Consider the following 16,013-nt stretch of genomic DNA (forward strand, 5'->3'; position numbering starts at 1 on the left):
CCTCGACGCTGCCACACCGGCGCCCGCCCGCCCGCGGGCCACACCGAGGGGTGTCCGGTTCGTTACCCGGCACTCGGCTCAGGATCCGCGTGCGATCCATTCCTCGAGATGGGGCGATTCGTCGCCGATGGACGTCCCGTCCCCGTGTCCGGTGTTGACCACCGTCTCCGGTGACAGGGCGAACAGTCGTTCCCGGATGCTGCCGATGATCGTCGGGAAGTCCGAGTAGGACCGCCCGGTGGCACCGGGCCCGCCGGAGAACAACGTGTCGCCGCTGAAGAGCTGACCGGCCTCGGGGAGATACAGGCAACTCGATCCCGGTGAGTGACCCGGCGTGTGCAGGACCTCGATCTCGGTGCCGGCGACCGAGATCCGGTCCCCGTCCGCCAGATCACGGTGAGCCAGTCCCGGGTGCGTCTGTTCCCAGAGCACGTCGTCTGCCGGGTGCAGCAGGATCGGTGCGTCGAGCCGCTCCGCGAGCTCGGGCGCGACCGTCACGTGGTCGTTGTGTCCGTGGGTGCACACCACGGCGACGACCTTCCGGCCACCGACCGCGTCGATGATCGGGGCCGCGTCGTGCGCTGCGTCGACGATCACCACCTCGGAGTCGTCGCCGACGATCCAGATGTTGTTGTCGACGGCCCAGGATCCGCCGTCGAGCTCGAACGTGCCCGTGGTGACGACCTTCTCGACACGGAAGCCCCCGACCCGGGAGCCGGAAGGCGTGGTCACAGAACCACCACCGAGCGCAGGACCTGACCCTTGGCCATGGTGTCGAACGCCGCCTCGACGTCGTCCAGCGCGATGCGCTCGGTCACGAACTTCTCCAGCGGCAGACGACCCTGCTGGTACAGGTCGACCAGCATCGGGAAGTCGCGCTCGGGAAGGCAGTCGCCGTACCAGGAGGACTTGAGTGAACCGCCGCGACTGAAGAAGTCGATCAACGGCATCTCGAGCGTCATGTCCGGCGTCGGGACACCGACCAGGACGACGGTGCCGGCCAGGTCGCGGGCGTAGAAGGCCTGCTTCCACGTCTCGGGACGTCCGACGGCGTCGATGACCACGTCGGCACCGAAGCCGCCCGTCAACTCCTGGATGGCCTCGACAGCGTCCACGTCGGAGGCGTCGACGGTGTGCGTGGCACCCAGGCCCGTCGCCCACTCGAGCTTGCCCTTGTCGCGGTCCACCGCGATGATCGTGCCCGCTCCTGCCAGCCGGGCACCGGCGATGGCGGCGTCGCCGACACCACCGCAGCCGATCACCGCGACCGAGTCGCCGCGACCGACGTTGCCGGTGTTCATCGCCGCACCGAGGCCTGCCATGACGCCGCAGCCGAGCAGTCCGACGACGGCGGGGTCGGCGGAGGGATCGACCTTGGTGCACTGGCCCTCGTGCACGAGGGTCTTGTCGGCGAAGGCGCCGATGCCCAGTGCGGGCGAGAGTTCCGTGCCGTCCTCGAGTGTCATCTTCTGCGAGGCGTTGTGCGTGTCGAAGCAGTACCAGGGCTCACCGCGCTTGCAGGCACGACACTGACCGCACACCGCGCGCCAGTTGAGCACCACGAAGTCGCCGACCTCGACGTGGGTGACCGCGTCGCCGACCGTCTCCACGATGCCGGCCGCCTCATGGCCGAGCAGGAACGGGAACTCGTCGTTGATGCCACCCTCGCGGTAGTGCAGGTCGGTGTGGCAGACGCCGCAGGCCTGCACCCGCACGACCACGTCGTTGGAGCCCGGATCGGGAATGACGATCGTCTCGAGGGACACCGGAGCACCCTTGCTCCGAGCGACGACGCCGCGGACCTGCTGTGGCATTTCTTGCCTCCATCTGTCGGTACTGCCGGGTGCTGCGAACCTGACCGTCACCCTAACGATGCACAGGTGCGAACTGCTGCATCGGAGAGGTGTTCACCCAGTCGTGACACGCACGGCACACCGGATTCTCCTGACGGGACTACTTGTTGGGGCATGTCGGACCAACTCGAATACGACCTGGTAGTCATCGGTTCCGGACCGGGAGGGCAGAAGGCCGCGATCGCGGCGGCGAAACTGGGCAAGCGCGTCGCCATCATCGAGAAGGGCAGCATGCTCGGCGGCGTGTGCGTCAACACGGGCACCATCCCGTCGAAGACGCTGCGCGAGGCGGTTCTCTATCTGACAGGCCTCAATCAACGCGAGCTCTACGGAGCGAGCTATCGCGTCAAGGCGAACATCACGCCGTCGGATCTGCTGGCCCGGACGTCCCACGTGATCGGCAAGGAGGTCGAGGTCGTCCGATCGCAATTACTGCGCAACCGAATAGAGATGATCACCGGCGAGGGCCGGTTCCTCGACGCGCACACCATCGCGGTGGACGACCGCAGCCGCGGCGAGCGCATCACGGTCGGCGCGCGGAACGTCGTGATCGCCACCGGGACGGCGCCCGCCCGTCCCGACGACGTCGAGTTCGACAACTACCGCGTGCTGGACTCCGACGGCATTCTGGATCTGCAGTTCATCCCGTCGTCGATGGTGGTGGTCGGAGCCGGCGTCATCGGGATCGAGTACGCCTCCATGTTCGCGGCGCTCGGATGCAAGGTGACCGTGGTCGAGAAGCGCGACACCATGCTCGACTTCTGTGACCGTGAGATCGTCGAGTCGCTGCAGTTCCACCTGCGCGACCTCGCGGTCACGTTCCGCTTCGGCGAGGCGGTCACGGCCGTCGACGTGGGTCCGTCGGGAACGGTCACCACGCTGGCGAGCGGGAAGAAGATCCCGGCCGAGACGGTGATGTACTCGGCCGGACGTCAGGGCATGACCGACGGTCTGGACTTGGAGAAGGCCGGACTGGAGGCGGACGCCCGAGGACGGATCGACGTCGACGACGACTTCCAGACCAAGGTGGACACGATCTACGCGGTCGGCGATGTCATCGGATTCCCCGCGTTGGCCGCGACATCGATGGATCAGGGTCGACTGGCTGCGTATCACGCCTTCGGCGAGCCGGGGAACAAGCTCACCGACCTCCAACCCATCGGCATTTACTCCATCCCGGAGGTGTCCTACGTCGGCGCGACCGAGGTGGAACTGACGAAGAACTCGGTTCCCTACGAGGTGGGCGTGTCCCGCTATCGCGAACTCGCGCGCGGACAGATCGCGGGAGACTCCCACGGGATGCTGAAACTGATCGTGTCCACCGTCGACCGACGGGTCCTCGGCGTGCACATCTTCGGTTCCGGCGCGACCGACCTCGTGCACATCGGCCAGGCGGTCATGGGATGCGGGGGGACGGTCGACTATCTGGTCGACGCCGTCTTCAACTATCCGACCATGTCCGAGGCGTACAAAGTCGCGGCACTGGACGTCGCCAACAAGATCCGGGCTCTGGAGGCCTTCACGCGCTGACCGGCGACGGCGGGGAATGTCGGGGTCCCCGCCGTCGTTGGGAGGAGAAACGGGTGAAGCCCGGTCGCGCAGGGTCGCTGTGGGAAAATGGGGTAACCGCACAGTGGTGACCCGGCAGGACACGCACGGCGACGAGGAAGGACACCGGCATGGACGAGAAGTCGAGAATGTACGAGCTGGAGTTTCCAGCGCCCCGAGTGTCGTCCGAGGACGGTGTGGGTCCGGTGCTGGTCCACGGCCTCGAAGGTTTCTCCGACGCAGGTCACGCGGTCAAGCTGGCCACCACGCATCTGCGCGAGACCCTCGAGACCGAACTGGTGGCGTCCTTCGACGTCGACGAGCTTCTCGACTACCGCTCGCGTCGCCCGATGATGACGTTCTCCGCCGACCACTTCTCCGACTACGACGAGCCACACCTCAACCTCTACGCGGTGCAGGACGCCGTGGGCACCCCGTTCCTGCTGTTGGCAGGTCTCGAGCCCGACCTGAAGTGGGAGAAGTTCACCACCGCGGTGCGTCTGCTGTCGGAGCAACTGGGAGTGCGCCGCACCATCGGCTTGAACTCCATTCCGATGGCGGTGCCGCACACCCGGCCGCTGGGCGTCACCGCCCACTCCAGCGACACCGACCTGGTGGGTGAGCACCACAAGTGGTCGGGTGAGCTGCAGGTGCCGGCCAGCGCCTCGTCCCTGCTCGAGTACCGCATGGCTCAGCACGGGCACGAGTCGATGGGCTTCTCGGTGCACGTGCCGCACTACCTGGCACAGACGGCGTACCCGAGTGCGGCGGAGACGCTGCTCGAGCTGGTCGCCGAATCGTCGAAGCTGACCATCCCGTTGAACGCACTGACGGAATCGGCGGCACGGGTACGCGAGCAGGTCGACCAGCACGTCGAGGGCAACCCCGAGGTCCAGTCCGTGGTCCAGGCACTCGAGCGTCAGTACGACACCTTCGTCACGGCACAGGAGCAGCAGTCGACGCTCCTCGCCGCGGACGAGGAATTGCCCAGTGGTGACGAGCTGGGCGCCGAGTTCGAGAAGTTCCTCGCGGAGCAGACCGAGTTCGTCGAGGACGAGCCGTCACCCGAGACGCACGAGGGTCCCGAAGACGGAACCGACCGCTCCTGACGTAGATAGTTCTTACCCAGCCGTAACCCGAGGGCTGTGTGAACGGTGAGGATCCCGGTTTAGGCTCGGTCGGCGACACACACGGTGCCGCCGATCGAGAGGGGCCGGGATGTCCGACACACGCCGCCGCGCCCTGCGTCCGGTTCCCGATGCGGAACCGCGGCTGCACTTCCGCACGGTGCACGGTTATCGACGTGCCTTCCGGATGGCGGGAGAAGGGCCGGTACTGCTGCTGATCCACGGCATCGGTGACAGCTCCGAGACCTGGCTGGACGTTCTCCCCCATCTCGCGTCGAAGTACACCGTCATCGCGCCGGACCTGCTCGGGCACGGACTGAGCGACAAGCCTCGTGCCGACTACTCGGTGGCCGCGTACGCGAACGGCATCCGCGATCTGCTCGTCACCCTGAACATCGATGCGGTGTCCGTGGTGGGCCACTCGCTCGGCGGCGGTGTGGCCATGCAATTCGCGTACCAGTACCCGGACATGGTGGAGCGCCTCGTCCTCGTCTCGGCGGGCGGTGTCACCAAGGACGTCCACCCGGCACTGCGACTCATGTCCACGCCCATCGTCAACGAGGCGTTCAAACTGCTGCGCCTGCCCGGAGCCATGCGCCTGCTGCGCATGGCGGGCGCTGCGATCGACCAGTTGGACGGCACTCCCCTGCATCCGGGAGCCGTCCTGCACGACACGCCCGATCTGGTCCGCGTCCTCGGCAACCTTCTCGACTCCACCGCCTACGACGCCTACCTGCGCACGCTGCGGGCCGTCGTCGACTGGCGCGGGCAGGTGGTCACCATGCTCGACCGGTGTTACCTGACCGAGAACCTGCCCGTGCAACTCATCTGGGGTGATCAGGACACGGTCATCCCCATCGCCCACGCGACGCTCGCGCACGCCGCGATGCCCGGCTCCCGCCTCGACGTCTTCGCCGGCGCCGGCCACTTCCCCTACCGCGACGATCCGATGCGCTTCCTCGAGGTCCTGGAGAACTTCCTCGGGACGACGATGCCGCTGAAGTTCGACGAACAGCGATGGCGGCAGATGCTCGTCTCCGGTGTCGGCGAGGACGCCATCACCGGCAGTGCGACGACGAGGCAGGCGGTCCTGGGTGCCATGGGGTCGGACGAGAGGTCGGCTACGTAACCTGTAGTGATGCTGCTGACCGAGATGGTTCCTGACTCCGCGTCGGCCGACGATCTGTACGACGCGTTCACCACCTGGGTCTCCGACCGTGGACTCGAGCTGTATCCGCTGCAGGACGAGGCCGTCATCGAGCTGGTCTCCGGCAACAACGTCGTGCTCGCCACCCCCACGGGGTCGGGAAAGTCGATGGTGGCCATCGCCGCTCACTTCGCCGCGTACGCGGCCGGCATCCGATCGTTCTACACGGCGCCGATCAAGGCGCTCGTCAGCGAGAAGTTCTTCGCACTGTGCGAGATCTTCGGTGCGGACAAGGTCGGCATGGTCACGGGCGACGCCTCGGTCAATGCGTCGGCACCCATCATCTGTGCGACAGCGGAGATCGTCGCCAACATGGCACTGCGGGAGGGGCCGGACTCGTCCATCGGCCAGGTGATCATGGACGAGTTCCACTACTATTCCGAGCCCGATCGCGGCTGGGCGTGGCAGGTGCCGCTCATCGAACTCCCCCACGCCCAGTTTCTGCTGATGTCCGCCACTCTCGGCGACGTCTCCTTCTTCCGCGACGACCTGACCCGCCGGACCGGACGGGTCACCACCGTCGTCGAGGGCTCCGAACGCCCTGTGCCGCTGATGTTCTCCTACCGACTCACACCCGTCGTCGAGACCATCGAGGAACTCGTCTCCACGCACCTCGCACCCGTCTACGTCGTGCACTTCACGCAGGCCTCGGCACTCGAACGGGCTCAGGCGCTCACCTCGATCACCGTCGCCTCCAAGGAGACCCGTGCGGCCATCGCCGAGGCCATCGGTGGCTTCCGGTTCACCACCGGATTCGGTAAGACGTTGTCCCGCTTGGTCCGTCACGGCATCGGCGTGCACCACGCGGGCATGCTGCCGCGCTACCGGCGGCTCGTCGAGAAGCTGGCGCAGGAGGGTCTGCTCGCCGTGATCTGCGGAACGGACACTCTCGGCGTCGGGATCAACGTGCCCATCCGCACCGTGCTGCTCACCGGACTGACGAAGTACGACGGTGTTCGCACGCGCCAGTTGCGCGCCCGCGAGTTCCATCAGATCGCCGGTCGCGCAGGCAGAGCCGGGTACGACACCCTCGGCACCGTCATGGTGCAGGCACCCGAACACGAGGTCGAGAACGCCCGACTCGTCGCCAAGGCGGGCGACGATCCCAAGAAGCTGAAACGTATTCAGCGCAAGAAAGCACCCGACGGTTTCGTCTCCTGGGGCAAGCCCAGTTTCGAGCGACTCGTGGCGGCGAGCCCCGAGCCGCTGACGTCGAAATTCACCGTCAACAACTCGATGTTGCTCAACGTCATCGCCCGCCCGGGCAGTTGTTTCGACGCGATGCGGCATCTGCTCGAGGACAACCACGAGACCCGAGCGAACCAACGGCGGCACATTCTCCAGGCGGTGCGGTTGTACCGGGGTCTACGCGACGCCGGCATCGTCGAGCAGCTCCCCGAGCCCGACGAGGACGGTCGCACCGCACGACTCACTGTCGACCTGCAGCGCGATTTCGCTCTCAACCAGCCGCTGTCGCCGTTCGCGCTCGCGTCGTTCGAGTTGCTCGACCAGGAGTCGCCGTCCTACGCACTCGACGTGGTGTCCGTCATCGAGGCCACCCTGGACGACCCGCGCCAAATCCTGATGGCACAGCAGCACGCGGCGCGCGGCGAAGCCGTGGCGCAGATGAAGGCGGACGGCCTCGAGTACGAGGAACGCATGGAGTTGCTCGAGGAGGTGACCTGGCCCAAGCCCCTGGCCGGTCTTCTGGGCCCCGCCTTCGAGATCTACCGCGGTGGGCACCCCTGGCTGTCCGAGTTCGGCCTCTCCCCCAAGTCCGTGGTGCGCGACATGATCGAGAAGTCGATGACGTTCACGGAGCTGGTCTCACACTACGGTCTCTCCCGCTCGGAGGGCTCCGTGCTGCGGTACCTCGCCGATGCGTATCGCGCTCTGCGACAGACGGTTCCACCGGAGGCTCGCACCGAGGACGTCCAGGACATCACCGAATGGCTCGGCGAAACGGTGCGCCAGGTCGACTCGAGCCTTCTCGACGAGTGGGAGAACCTCACCGATCCGACGTTCGAGGAGGACGGTACACCCGTCGTCGCGTACGGAGCCGACACACCGAAACCCATCTCTGCGAACCCCCGAGCGTTCCGGATCATGGTGCGCAACGCCCTGTTCCGACGCGTCGAGCTGGCGTCCCGTCGTCGCTGGGACCTCCTCGAGGAGCTGGGCGACGAGGTCGACTGGCAGGACGAGCTCGAGCCCTACTTCGAGGAGTACGGCGAGATCGGCATGACGCCCGCCGCCCGCGGACCGCACCTGTTCTCGTTCGTCCAGACCCGCGAGGAGACCACTGCGCGTCAGGTTCTCGACGATCCGGACGGCGACCACGGCTGGTCGCTGGACGCGACGGTGGACGTCGAGGAGTCCGACGCCCTCGCCGAGATCGTGTTCGACGACATCACCGTCACCGCAGGCTGAGAGGAAGACCATGTCATTCGACGTCCATGTCGTGCGGGTGTTCACCGACGACCAGGGTCGATGGGGCAACCCCCTCGGCATCGTCGACGCTGCGTCCGTTGCCCCGTCGGATCGCCAGTCCGTGGCGCACGACCTGCAGTACAGCGAGACGGTGTTCGTCGATGTTCCCGAGAGCCCTGTCGACTCCGCCGCCCTCCGCATTCACACGCCCGCCGTCGAGTTGCCGTTCGCCGGGCACCCCACCGTGGGCACGGCAGCATGGCTGGCCGGCCGCGGAACTCCGGCGGAGACGTTGCTCGTCCCCGCGGGCGAGGTTGCCGTCCGAGTCGCCGGCGACACCACCTACGTCCGTGCACGGCCCGAATGGGCACCACACTTCGAGTTCCGTCAGGTCCGGGGCGCCGACGACGTTCTGGCCGTGGGCCCCGCCGAGTTCACCACGGGCCACCACTACGTCTGGGCATGGGTGGACGAGGAGCGCGGGACGATCAGGTCACGCATGTTCGCCCCCGACATGGGCGTCCCCGAGGACGAAGCCACGGGCTCGGCCGCCGTCCGGGTCACCGAACTGCTCGGGCGCGATCTGAGCATCGTGCAGGGCCGAGGCTCGGTCCTGTCGACCACGCTCTCCGACGACGGATGGGTGGAGCTCGGTGGGCGCGTGGTGGCGGACGCCTCGCGCACTCTCTAGTCCAGCACGACCGCGATCTCACGCCCCAGCTCGACGCCCTCCGCCAAGGGAAGGTGATCGCCGCTCCAGAACCGGCCGGGGTCGTACCAGTTCGCGCGGCGCCGCGGTGGCTTCAGGCCCACCTTGTCGAAAGGCTTCAGCGGCGTCGGTGACTCTCGCGGATCGAGCAGACCCATCGCCTCGTACGTCAGGGCCACCACCTCCGCGCAGTAGGCGGTCTCGAGTCGACGGTCGTCCTTGGCCGACACCGCTGGGAGCCGCCCCGCGAACCATCTACCCGCCAGCTTCGCGGTGGTCGGGAATGCGGTGCCGTCGAGTCGCGCGATGGTCCGCATCAGCTCGTCTTCTTGTTCACGCGTGATCGGCGACTGCAGTTGCCGGAACCAGCATTTCTGGTCGTAGCGCTCGCCCCAGTGAGTGACGGCGTCGCGTAGGTCGTGCAGCTGCACGCCGCGCTGATGGCGCCCGGTCCACATGTCGGGCAGTGACTGGCCCAACTCGGCATGCCACATCAAGGGCGGCAGGTCGTCGAGGACCACGGCCAAGCCCACGTGATTCACCGGGCTGTTCGTCAGCGTCTGGATCGCTCGATCCGCCGCCGACCGGCCGCGGAAGATCCAGAGATCGCCTGTCCGCGTGGTCTCCACGGCGGTGGCGAGGTTGACTGAGGACACTCCGTCGACGCTCATCGACGACGAGCCTAGTTCGTGGCGCTAGCCTTCATGAATGGCTGCACGATCCCGAAAGATCTCCGTGCGCGGTCTGCTGAAGGTCGCAGGTCTCGCCGGCGCCGTCGGCGTGGCAGCGTCCGGCGTCCTCGTCGCCCGCAACGAGCGTCAGCGTCGTCAGTACGAACCGGACGAAGTGCGCGAGCGGTTGCACCAGCGGCTGGCCGTGGCCACGTCCACGAAGCGCTAGCGTTCGATCGTCACCTCGTAGCCGATCGGAGTGGTGATCGAGCGAGCGAGCGCAGTCGCGGGAAAACGCTCGTCGCGCCGATAGTCCCCCAGTCGGCGCGCGAGCGCCTCGGCAACCTGTCCGGGCGCGTCATCGCCCACCAGCAGTCGCAGCCTGTCGTCGCCCGGGCTGCGGACATGGTCGACGATCGCCGCCGCAGCATCCGCGGGCGCCGTCCCACCGCCCGTCCCCTCTCGCGGCCACGGCACGGCGGGAGTGCCGAACACCGCGGTCCGCAGATCGTCGTAGTCGGGAGACGGAGCGCTGAATCGCATGCTTCCTGTGCCCCACTGGGTGTCGACCGCGCCGAGCTCCGCGATGCTCACGCGAATCCCGAAATCCTTCACCTCTGCTGCCATCGCCTCGCTAAAGGCTTCGAGCGCCCACTTCGACGCGGCGTACAGGCCCAGGGTGGGCATCGTGCCGACGGCTCCGACTGTCGAGATCTGCACGATGTGGCCGGACCGCCGAGGCCGCATGACCTCGACGGCCGCTTGACTGAGCCAGAGCGCACCGAAGAAGTTCGTGTCGACGATGTCGCGGGCCTCCTGCTCCGTCGTCTCCTCGATGGCACCCACCGCCCCGTGACCCGCGTTGTCGACCAGTACGTCGAGGCGGCCGAACTTCTCGACGACGGACGAGACGACCGCCCGCGCCGCGCCGCGATCGCGCACGTCCAGGTGATCGACGACGAGTCGCTCGTGAGCGGGAAGGTCTGCCTCGCCCCTCACGGTCGCGATCACGCTGTCCCCCACGTCGAGCACACGGTCCACGAGCGCGCGACCGAGCCCTCGACTCGCACCGGTGATCAGCCACACCCGGCCGCTCATGATCCGACCCCCGCTCGACGGGTGTACTCGGCGATGACGACTCCGGAGTCGAACGCCCGCAGTCGGGTGCGCTCGAACGATCGATCGGCGTGCCGAGCACCGGCGAACAAGCGCACACCGTCTCCGAGAACAACCGGGTTGATCTTCAGGACGAGTCGGTCGATCTGGTCGACGAGGTCACCCGCCAGCGCTCCCCCACCCGCCAGCCAGATTCCGGCGCCGTCTTCCTCACGGAGCTCGCGGACGGTGGCGACGGGGTCCGCGGTGACCGTCACGTCCGGCGACACCGTCTGCCGGTGCCGAGAAGCCACGAACTGCCGCAGGTGCGGGTAGGGGCTGACGATCCCCACGTCCAGGGCCGCGGAGTATGTCGTCCACCCCATGATCACCGTGTCGAAAACCGTTGCTTCCGAATGGATCCCGAGCGCATCCTGCACGTGTTCGGGAAGTGTGTCCGCGAACTCGTCGACCAGCACGTCCATATGGTCGCCCTCGTCGAGGAACGCGCTCCAGGTGCCGTCGGGAGCCGCGATGAATCCGTCGAGACTCGTGGCGACGTAGTAGGTCAGTTCTCGCATGGTCGAACCCCTCTCGGTCGGCCCTTGCACGGTAGGTGCTCGACCAGCGAGCGCGCGACCCCATTTTCGTGGCTGCAGTCGGGGCGAACCTGACACCACATGATTGCGACACATTCTGCGGATCGGTGGACATCGTGACGATCGTGTGGCATAAAGCGCACAGAGGGGTTGGGTAGCCGCCGATGCCGAGGTTCGATGCCCGGATGGCTGTCATGACACGGCGGTGACCGCGTGGCAGAGGACACGTACCGCGCGCGGCCCGGGTTTCGTACCGTCGAACGATGTGGCGACGACGCGTGCGCGGGCCTCTCGTACCCGAGGGAACGCTGGCCGCAGCAGCGGCGACGCGAGGGCTTGTTCTCGACACGTCTCAGCTCGAGGCCGCAACCCGTCTCGAAACCATGGCCGGCCAGGGGATCTACCTCTGGGGTCCGCCCGGTCGGGGCAAGAGCTGGCTGATGGACACCTTCCTCGCGGAGGCACGCACCAGCCGGACGACGAGGACACACTGTCACCGCTTCTTCACCGACCTGCACGCCGAGCTGAACCTGCGCGCTCACGACCTCGACGCCGCGCTCGATCACATGCTCGGTGATGCGGACCTGGTGTGCTTCGACGAGTTCCACGTCCATGACCCGGCGGACGGCATCTTCGTCGACCGACTGCTCGACGCGTTGTTCCGGCGGCCCGTCAGAGTGATCCTGACGTCGAACTACCCTCCGCAACGGCTGCTTCCGAACCCTCTGTTTCACAGCATGTTCGAGCCCACCATCCACCGCATCGAGCAGGCACTGGCGATCGTGCACGTCGACGGCCCGATCGACTATCGCACCCTGGACCTCGACACACCGCGCAGCGGGTTCGCCGCGGGACGGTGGATGACCGGGGACCGATTCTCCGATCGGCGAGAACCAGGTGACGGAGACGCGGCCTCACTCTCGATCGGGGTAAGTACGGTCGTCGCTCGAGCTGTGCGTCCGGACCTGGTGTGGTTCACGTTCGACGCTCTGTGCGCGCGACCCACCGCACCGTCCGACTTCCTCGAGCTCGCGGACCGATTTCCTCGGTGGGTCATCAGCGAGGTACCGGGACCCGACCGCCTCGGACGAGACGCCGCCCATCGGTTCGGCAGCCTCGTCGACGTGCTCTACGACGCGTCGATACGCACCGATTTTCTCGCGGAGGTTCCACTCGGACAGTTCCTCCTGAGCCGGCATCTTCCGGCCGATGCCGAACGTATGGCGAGCCGCCTGAGCCAGTTGCAGACGACCCCGTGAGCAGCCGTCCCGCGGATCGAATCGGTTCCCGCTGATGCTGCAGCATCCACCACTCCCGATGACGTCCGCGGGAACTACGGCGACTCCACCAACTCCGGCCCCGCGGGGAAGTCGAGCACGTATTCCTCGCCCACGTCCCCCACAGCATCGGACGCGGCGGTCGTCAGGACGATGCGGTGGTCGTCCAGAGATCGGATGCGCACCGTGCGCCCCTCGAACCGGAACCTGTTCATGAGGAACCGGAGGCCGCGGCGCTCCAACGCTTCTTCCGCATCGGGCCACTCCGACACCGCCGACAGGGGTCGGCCCAGTCGATCGATGGGGATCAGATCCGGTGTCGCCGTCTGCATGTCGATCCACCCGATCACCTCGCCGTCCTCGCGGGCATGCGGGATCCAGTGATCGGGAACTGCCACGACGTTCAGCTCACCGTGGCGTCCAGCGCCCGCGCGGTGGCGGACGCCATCTGTTCGACCTGTTCGTCGGTCATGACGAACGCCGGCGAGAACTGGATCGCGCCGTTGCCGGCCGCTCGCGCGGAGACACCTTCGCGGCGCAGAGTCTTGACGAACGGCATCGCGTAGGACGGATCGGCGAACTGCACCGCGGCGACGACACCCATCCCACTGCGGACCTCGCTGACCAGGTCGTGCGAGGCCAGGGGTGAGAGATGCCGGTGCAGCGTGGCTTCGAGGCGCGACGCGTGCGTCAGCAGGTCCTCGTTCTCGATGATGTCGAGGTTGGCCATGGCCGCGGCAGCGGCGCCGGCGTGCCCGCCGTACGTGTAGCCGTGGCGCCACCAGGCGCCGCCCTCGTAGAACGGCTCGGCGACGCGCGGGGCGATGAAGACCGCACCCATCGGCACGTAGCCCGACGTCAGACCCTTCGCGGTGCACATCATGTCGGGCGCGAGGCCCAGCTTCGACGACGCGAACCACGCTCCGCCGATACGACCGAATCCGGTCACCACCTCGTCGGCCACGAACAGGATGTCGTGGTCGCGGCAGATCTGACGCACCTCGTGCAGGTAGCCCTCGGGCGGCAGGTAGACCCCGCCGGCACCGATGATCGGCTCGGCGAAGAACGCGGCGATGGTGTCCGCGCCCTCCTTCTCGATCAGTTCGAGCAGCGCCTTGCCCTCGTCCCACGCGACCGTCCGCGCGTCCGTCATCAGCTCGCCGTAGTTCTCCCGGTTCAGCGGAAGTCCGGACAGTGCGGTGCCGGCGACGTGCATGCCGTGGTACGCCTTCTGGCGGCCGACGACGACGGTCTTGCCGGGCTTGCCCATCTGGTGCCAGTAGCGCCGGGCCAGCTTGGCAGCGGTGTCGATCGAGTCGGAGCCGCCCGAGGTGAAGAAGATCTTGCTGCCCGCGACGGGCGCGATCGCTGCGAGGCGGTCGGCGAGTTCCAGCGTCACGTCGGGAACGACGTCGCCGAACGTCGAGTAGTGCGCGAGCGTGGACAGCTGCCGCGCCACGGCGTCCGCGATGGCGGTGCGGCCGTGACCCACGTTCGTGAACCACAGACCCGCGGTGCCGTCGAGATACTCGGTGCCGGCCGTGTCCCAGATGCGCGCGCCCTCACCTCGGGCGACGACGAATCGGCCGCCGGACTCGACGGTGTGCATGTCGGCGAAGCCGTGCCAGAACGCGGAGGACGTGTGCTGGGGAGTGGTCACGAGAGGTCAGCCTAGGCCACTCGTGGCGTGCTTCCGCGACCGGCGGGACGCCGCCAGTTCGCCCACTCTGTCGACCGCCAGGGCGATGAGCAGGAACGCCACGACCAGGACGGCGAGCCCGATCGCGAGGGGGCCGTACCCCCGCTCCCGCGGGTCCAGGAACGGATACGGGTACCACTCGACGATGGGCCCGCGGATCAGGCTGTAGACCCCGTAGACCACAGGAAAGACCAACCACAGTACCGGCCCGCTCTCCGCGCTGCGACGACGTGGTGGCGCCAGGATCCAGTCGAGAACGATGAGGACGGGCACGATGCGGTGCAGCACCGAGTTGGTCCACGCGTCCTGGATCTGCACGTCGACGTTCGACAGCAACACCGCGTACACGATTCCGGTGATCACCATGTAGGTCGTGGCCGCCCCGCGAAGCCTGTCGAAGATCTCGGAGCGGGGATCGACGACCCCGCCGATCACGAAGACCACGACGGCCAGCACGTTGCTCAGCACGGTGAAGTAGCTGAAGAAGTTGGCTAGCGAGAATCCGGCGACGTCCGCGGACCGGACGGGGATCCAGATCAGGGCGACCAGCCCGAGCAGCGCGGCGACGACTCGGAGAACGCGCAGCGCGACAGGGGTGGCGACGCGATCGTCCGGCGGAGTCATGGAGCGATCCTCACACGAGCGCGGTCCTCGGCGCCGAGCAACGAAGCACTAGATCGCGACGCGATGCTCCCTGTCGCCCTGCCATGCGTCCACCGCGTCGGAGACCGGCAGTCCCAGTGCCGCACAGATCTGCAGCACGGTCCCGAAGCTGGGGCTCGCGATCCGACCCACCTCGATCTTGCGGAGCGTCTCGGGTGAGATCCGGGCGTCACGGGCGACGATCTCGGGGTCTCGTCCCGCTCGTGCGGCGCGCAGGACGGCGCCGAGGCGACGACCGGCCTCGACCTGCTCGGGACTCAGGGGAATGCGGACCACAAGGTCAGCATAGCGGTATTCCTGTACCGGTCTGCTACCGTTCGTTGGTATTGAAATACCGACAGGAAGCGATGGACGGATGATCGAGCTCAAGGGCCCTGCCGAGATCGACAAAATGGCGGTGACCGGCGCGTTCGTGGCCGAGACACTGACGACGCTGTCGGAGCAGGCGCAGCCCGGCGTGAACCTGATGGATCTCGAGCATCACTGCCGCGACCTCGTCGCCACCCGCGGCGCGGTGTCCTGCTACTGGGACTACGCCCCCGAGTTCGGCAGCGGGCCGTTCCGCAACGTCATCTGCCTGTCGGTCAACGACCGTGTACTGCATGGCCTCCCGTTCGCCCACACGCTCGCCGCAGGGGACGTCCTCAGCCTGGACTTCGCTGTCTCCATCGACGGATGGGTCGCCGACTCGGCGCTGACCGTCGTCGTCGGCGACAACCCTGATCCCGCAGACGTCGAACTGATCGAGAGCACGCAGCGCGCACTGGATGCCGGCATCGCCGCGGCCGTCGTCGGTGGGCGACTCGGGGACATCTCGGCGGCGATCGAGAACGTCGCGCGGGAGACCGGAAAGCAGGTCAACACCGATTTCGGTGGTCACGGCCTGGGCCGGACGATGCACGAGGACCCGCACGTGGCCAACGCCGGCCGTGCGGGATCGGGATTGACACTCCGGGCCGGCATGACACTCGCGTTGGAACCCTGGTGGTCCCGCGGGACGGCGAAGCTCGTCATGGACCCGGACGGATGGACCCTCCGGTCGGCCGACGGATCCATGACCGCCCATTCCGAGCACACCATCGCGATCACGGACGACGGGCCACGCATCCTGACGCAGCGGTGACGGATAAACTGG

17 protein-coding genes are annotated in these 16,013 nt (G+C 67.3%); 8 read left to right on the forward strand and 9 right to left on the reverse strand.

Annotation, left to right across the window (positions count from 1 at the left end; genetic code table 11):
- Positions 1 to 78 precede the first annotated feature (78 nt).
- The gene (locus HQ314_RS01880) at positions 79 to 732 is read right to left on the reverse strand and encodes an MBL fold metallo-hydrolase (RefSeq protein ID WP_222649123.1); all 654 of its coding nucleotides are present in this window, start codon (positions 730 to 732) and stop codon (positions 79 to 81) included.
- Entirely contained in the window at positions 729 to 1,814 is a 1,086-nt protein-coding gene (locus HQ314_RS01885; RefSeq protein ID WP_027505161.1) for an S-(hydroxymethyl)mycothiol dehydrogenase, read from the reverse strand. The genes HQ314_RS01880 and HQ314_RS01885 overlap by 4 nt, the downstream gene beginning before the upstream one ends.
- Before the next feature lie 153 nt (positions 1,815 to 1,967).
- Between HQ314_RS01885 and sthA the strand changes: the two genes are divergently transcribed.
- From sthA to HQ314_RS01910, 5 genes are all read left to right on the forward strand, one after another.
- Positions 1,968 to 3,383, forward strand: a complete 1,416-nt coding sequence (gene sthA / locus HQ314_RS01890) for a Si-specific NAD(P)(+) transhydrogenase (RefSeq protein WP_027505160.1) — start codon at positions 1,968 to 1,970, stop codon at positions 3,381 to 3,383.
- A gap of 149 nt (positions 3,384 to 3,532) precedes the next feature.
- Complete coding sequence (locus tag HQ314_RS01895) at positions 3,533 to 4,510, forward strand: proteasome assembly chaperone family protein (RefSeq protein ID WP_204867686.1); 978 nt, start codon at positions 3,533 to 3,535, stop codon at positions 4,508 to 4,510.
- A 109-nt stretch (positions 4,511 to 4,619) separates the two neighbouring features.
- The gene (locus HQ314_RS01900; RefSeq protein WP_204867688.1) at positions 4,620 to 5,657 is read left to right on the forward strand and encodes an alpha/beta fold hydrolase; all 1,038 of its coding nucleotides are present in this window, start codon (positions 4,620 to 4,622) and stop codon (positions 5,655 to 5,657) included.
- A 9-nt stretch (positions 5,658 to 5,666) separates the two neighbouring features.
- Positions 5,667 to 8,165 carry an RNA helicase gene (locus HQ314_RS01905; protein ID WP_222649125.1) on the forward strand — a complete coding sequence of 833 codons (2,499 nt, stop codon included), beginning with the start codon at positions 5,667 to 5,669 and terminating at the stop codon, positions 8,163 to 8,165.
- A gap of 10 nt (positions 8,166 to 8,175) precedes the next feature.
- Positions 8,176 to 8,856: a PhzF family phenazine biosynthesis protein gene (locus tag HQ314_RS01910; RefSeq protein WP_222649127.1), complete on the forward strand. Its 681-nt coding sequence runs from the start codon at positions 8,176 to 8,178 to the stop codon at positions 8,854 to 8,856.
- Here HQ314_RS01910 and HQ314_RS01915 read toward each other — a convergent pair.
- Positions 8,853 to 9,545 carry a hypothetical protein gene (locus tag HQ314_RS01915; protein WP_222649129.1) on the reverse strand — a complete coding sequence of 231 codons (693 nt, stop codon included), beginning with the start codon at positions 9,543 to 9,545 and terminating at the stop codon, positions 8,853 to 8,855. The two genes, HQ314_RS01910 and HQ314_RS01915, sit on opposite strands and share 4 nt — an antisense overlap.
- Before the next feature lie 37 nt (positions 9,546 to 9,582).
- Here HQ314_RS01915 and HQ314_RS01920 point away from each other — a divergent pair, with 37 nt between their 5' ends.
- The gene (locus tag HQ314_RS01920; RefSeq protein WP_037185345.1) at positions 9,583 to 9,774 is read left to right on the forward strand and encodes a hypothetical protein; all 192 of its coding nucleotides are present in this window, start codon (positions 9,583 to 9,585) and stop codon (positions 9,772 to 9,774) included.
- On the opposite strand, the gene HQ314_RS01925 is transcribed toward HQ314_RS01920, so the two are convergent.
- Complete coding sequence (locus tag HQ314_RS01925; RefSeq protein ID WP_261781336.1) at positions 9,771 to 10,643, reverse strand: SDR family NAD(P)-dependent oxidoreductase; 873 nt, start codon at positions 10,641 to 10,643, stop codon at positions 9,771 to 9,773. The two genes, HQ314_RS01920 and HQ314_RS01925, sit on opposite strands and share 4 nt — an antisense overlap.
- The gene (locus tag HQ314_RS01930) at positions 10,640 to 11,221 is read right to left on the reverse strand and encodes a dihydrofolate reductase family protein (protein ID WP_222649131.1); all 582 of its coding nucleotides are present in this window, start codon (positions 11,219 to 11,221) and stop codon (positions 10,640 to 10,642) included. Before HQ314_RS01930 ends, HQ314_RS01925 begins: the two co-directional genes overlap by 4 nt.
- 281 nt (positions 11,222 to 11,502) lie before the next feature.
- On the opposite strand from HQ314_RS01930, the gene zapE reads away from it, so the two are divergent.
- Complete coding sequence (gene zapE / locus HQ314_RS01935; RefSeq protein WP_222649133.1) at positions 11,503 to 12,498, forward strand: cell division protein ZapE; 996 nt, start codon at positions 11,503 to 11,505, stop codon at positions 12,496 to 12,498.
- Positions 12,499 to 12,572: 74 nt separating this feature from the next.
- On the opposite strand, the gene HQ314_RS01940 is transcribed toward zapE, so the two are convergent.
- From HQ314_RS01940 to HQ314_RS01955, 4 genes are read right to left on the reverse strand one after another with little or no spacing between them, the layout of a single operon-like run.
- On the reverse strand, positions 12,573 to 12,914 hold the full coding sequence (locus HQ314_RS01940) for a hypothetical protein (protein ID WP_222649135.1): 342 nt from the start codon (positions 12,912 to 12,914) through the stop codon (positions 12,573 to 12,575).
- Positions 12,915 to 12,919: 5 nt separating this feature from the next.
- On the reverse strand, positions 12,920 to 14,125 hold the full coding sequence (locus tag HQ314_RS01945; RefSeq protein ID WP_222649501.1) for an aspartate aminotransferase family protein: 1,206 nt from the start codon (positions 14,123 to 14,125) through the stop codon (positions 12,920 to 12,922).
- A gap of 57 nt (positions 14,126 to 14,182) precedes the next feature.
- Positions 14,183 to 14,839, reverse strand: coding sequence for a Pr6Pr family membrane protein (locus tag HQ314_RS01950; protein WP_222649137.1), 657 nt, complete (start codon positions 14,837 to 14,839; stop codon positions 14,183 to 14,185).
- Between the two features lie 48 nt (positions 14,840 to 14,887).
- The gene (locus tag HQ314_RS01955) at positions 14,888 to 15,154 is read right to left on the reverse strand and encodes a helix-turn-helix domain-containing protein (RefSeq protein ID WP_027505150.1); all 267 of its coding nucleotides are present in this window, start codon (positions 15,152 to 15,154) and stop codon (positions 14,888 to 14,890) included.
- Positions 15,155 to 15,233: 79 nt separating this feature from the next.
- Between HQ314_RS01955 and map the strand changes: the two genes are divergently transcribed.
- Entirely contained in the window at positions 15,234 to 16,001 is a 768-nt protein-coding gene (gene map / locus HQ314_RS01960; RefSeq protein WP_222649139.1) for a type I methionyl aminopeptidase, read from the forward strand.
- Positions 16,002 to 16,013 lie beyond the last annotated feature (12 nt).

Source organism: Rhodococcus sp. BP-332 (assembly GCF_019836065.1).
Lineage (GTDB): Bacteria > Actinomycetota > Actinomycetes > Mycobacteriales > Mycobacteriaceae > Rhodococcoides.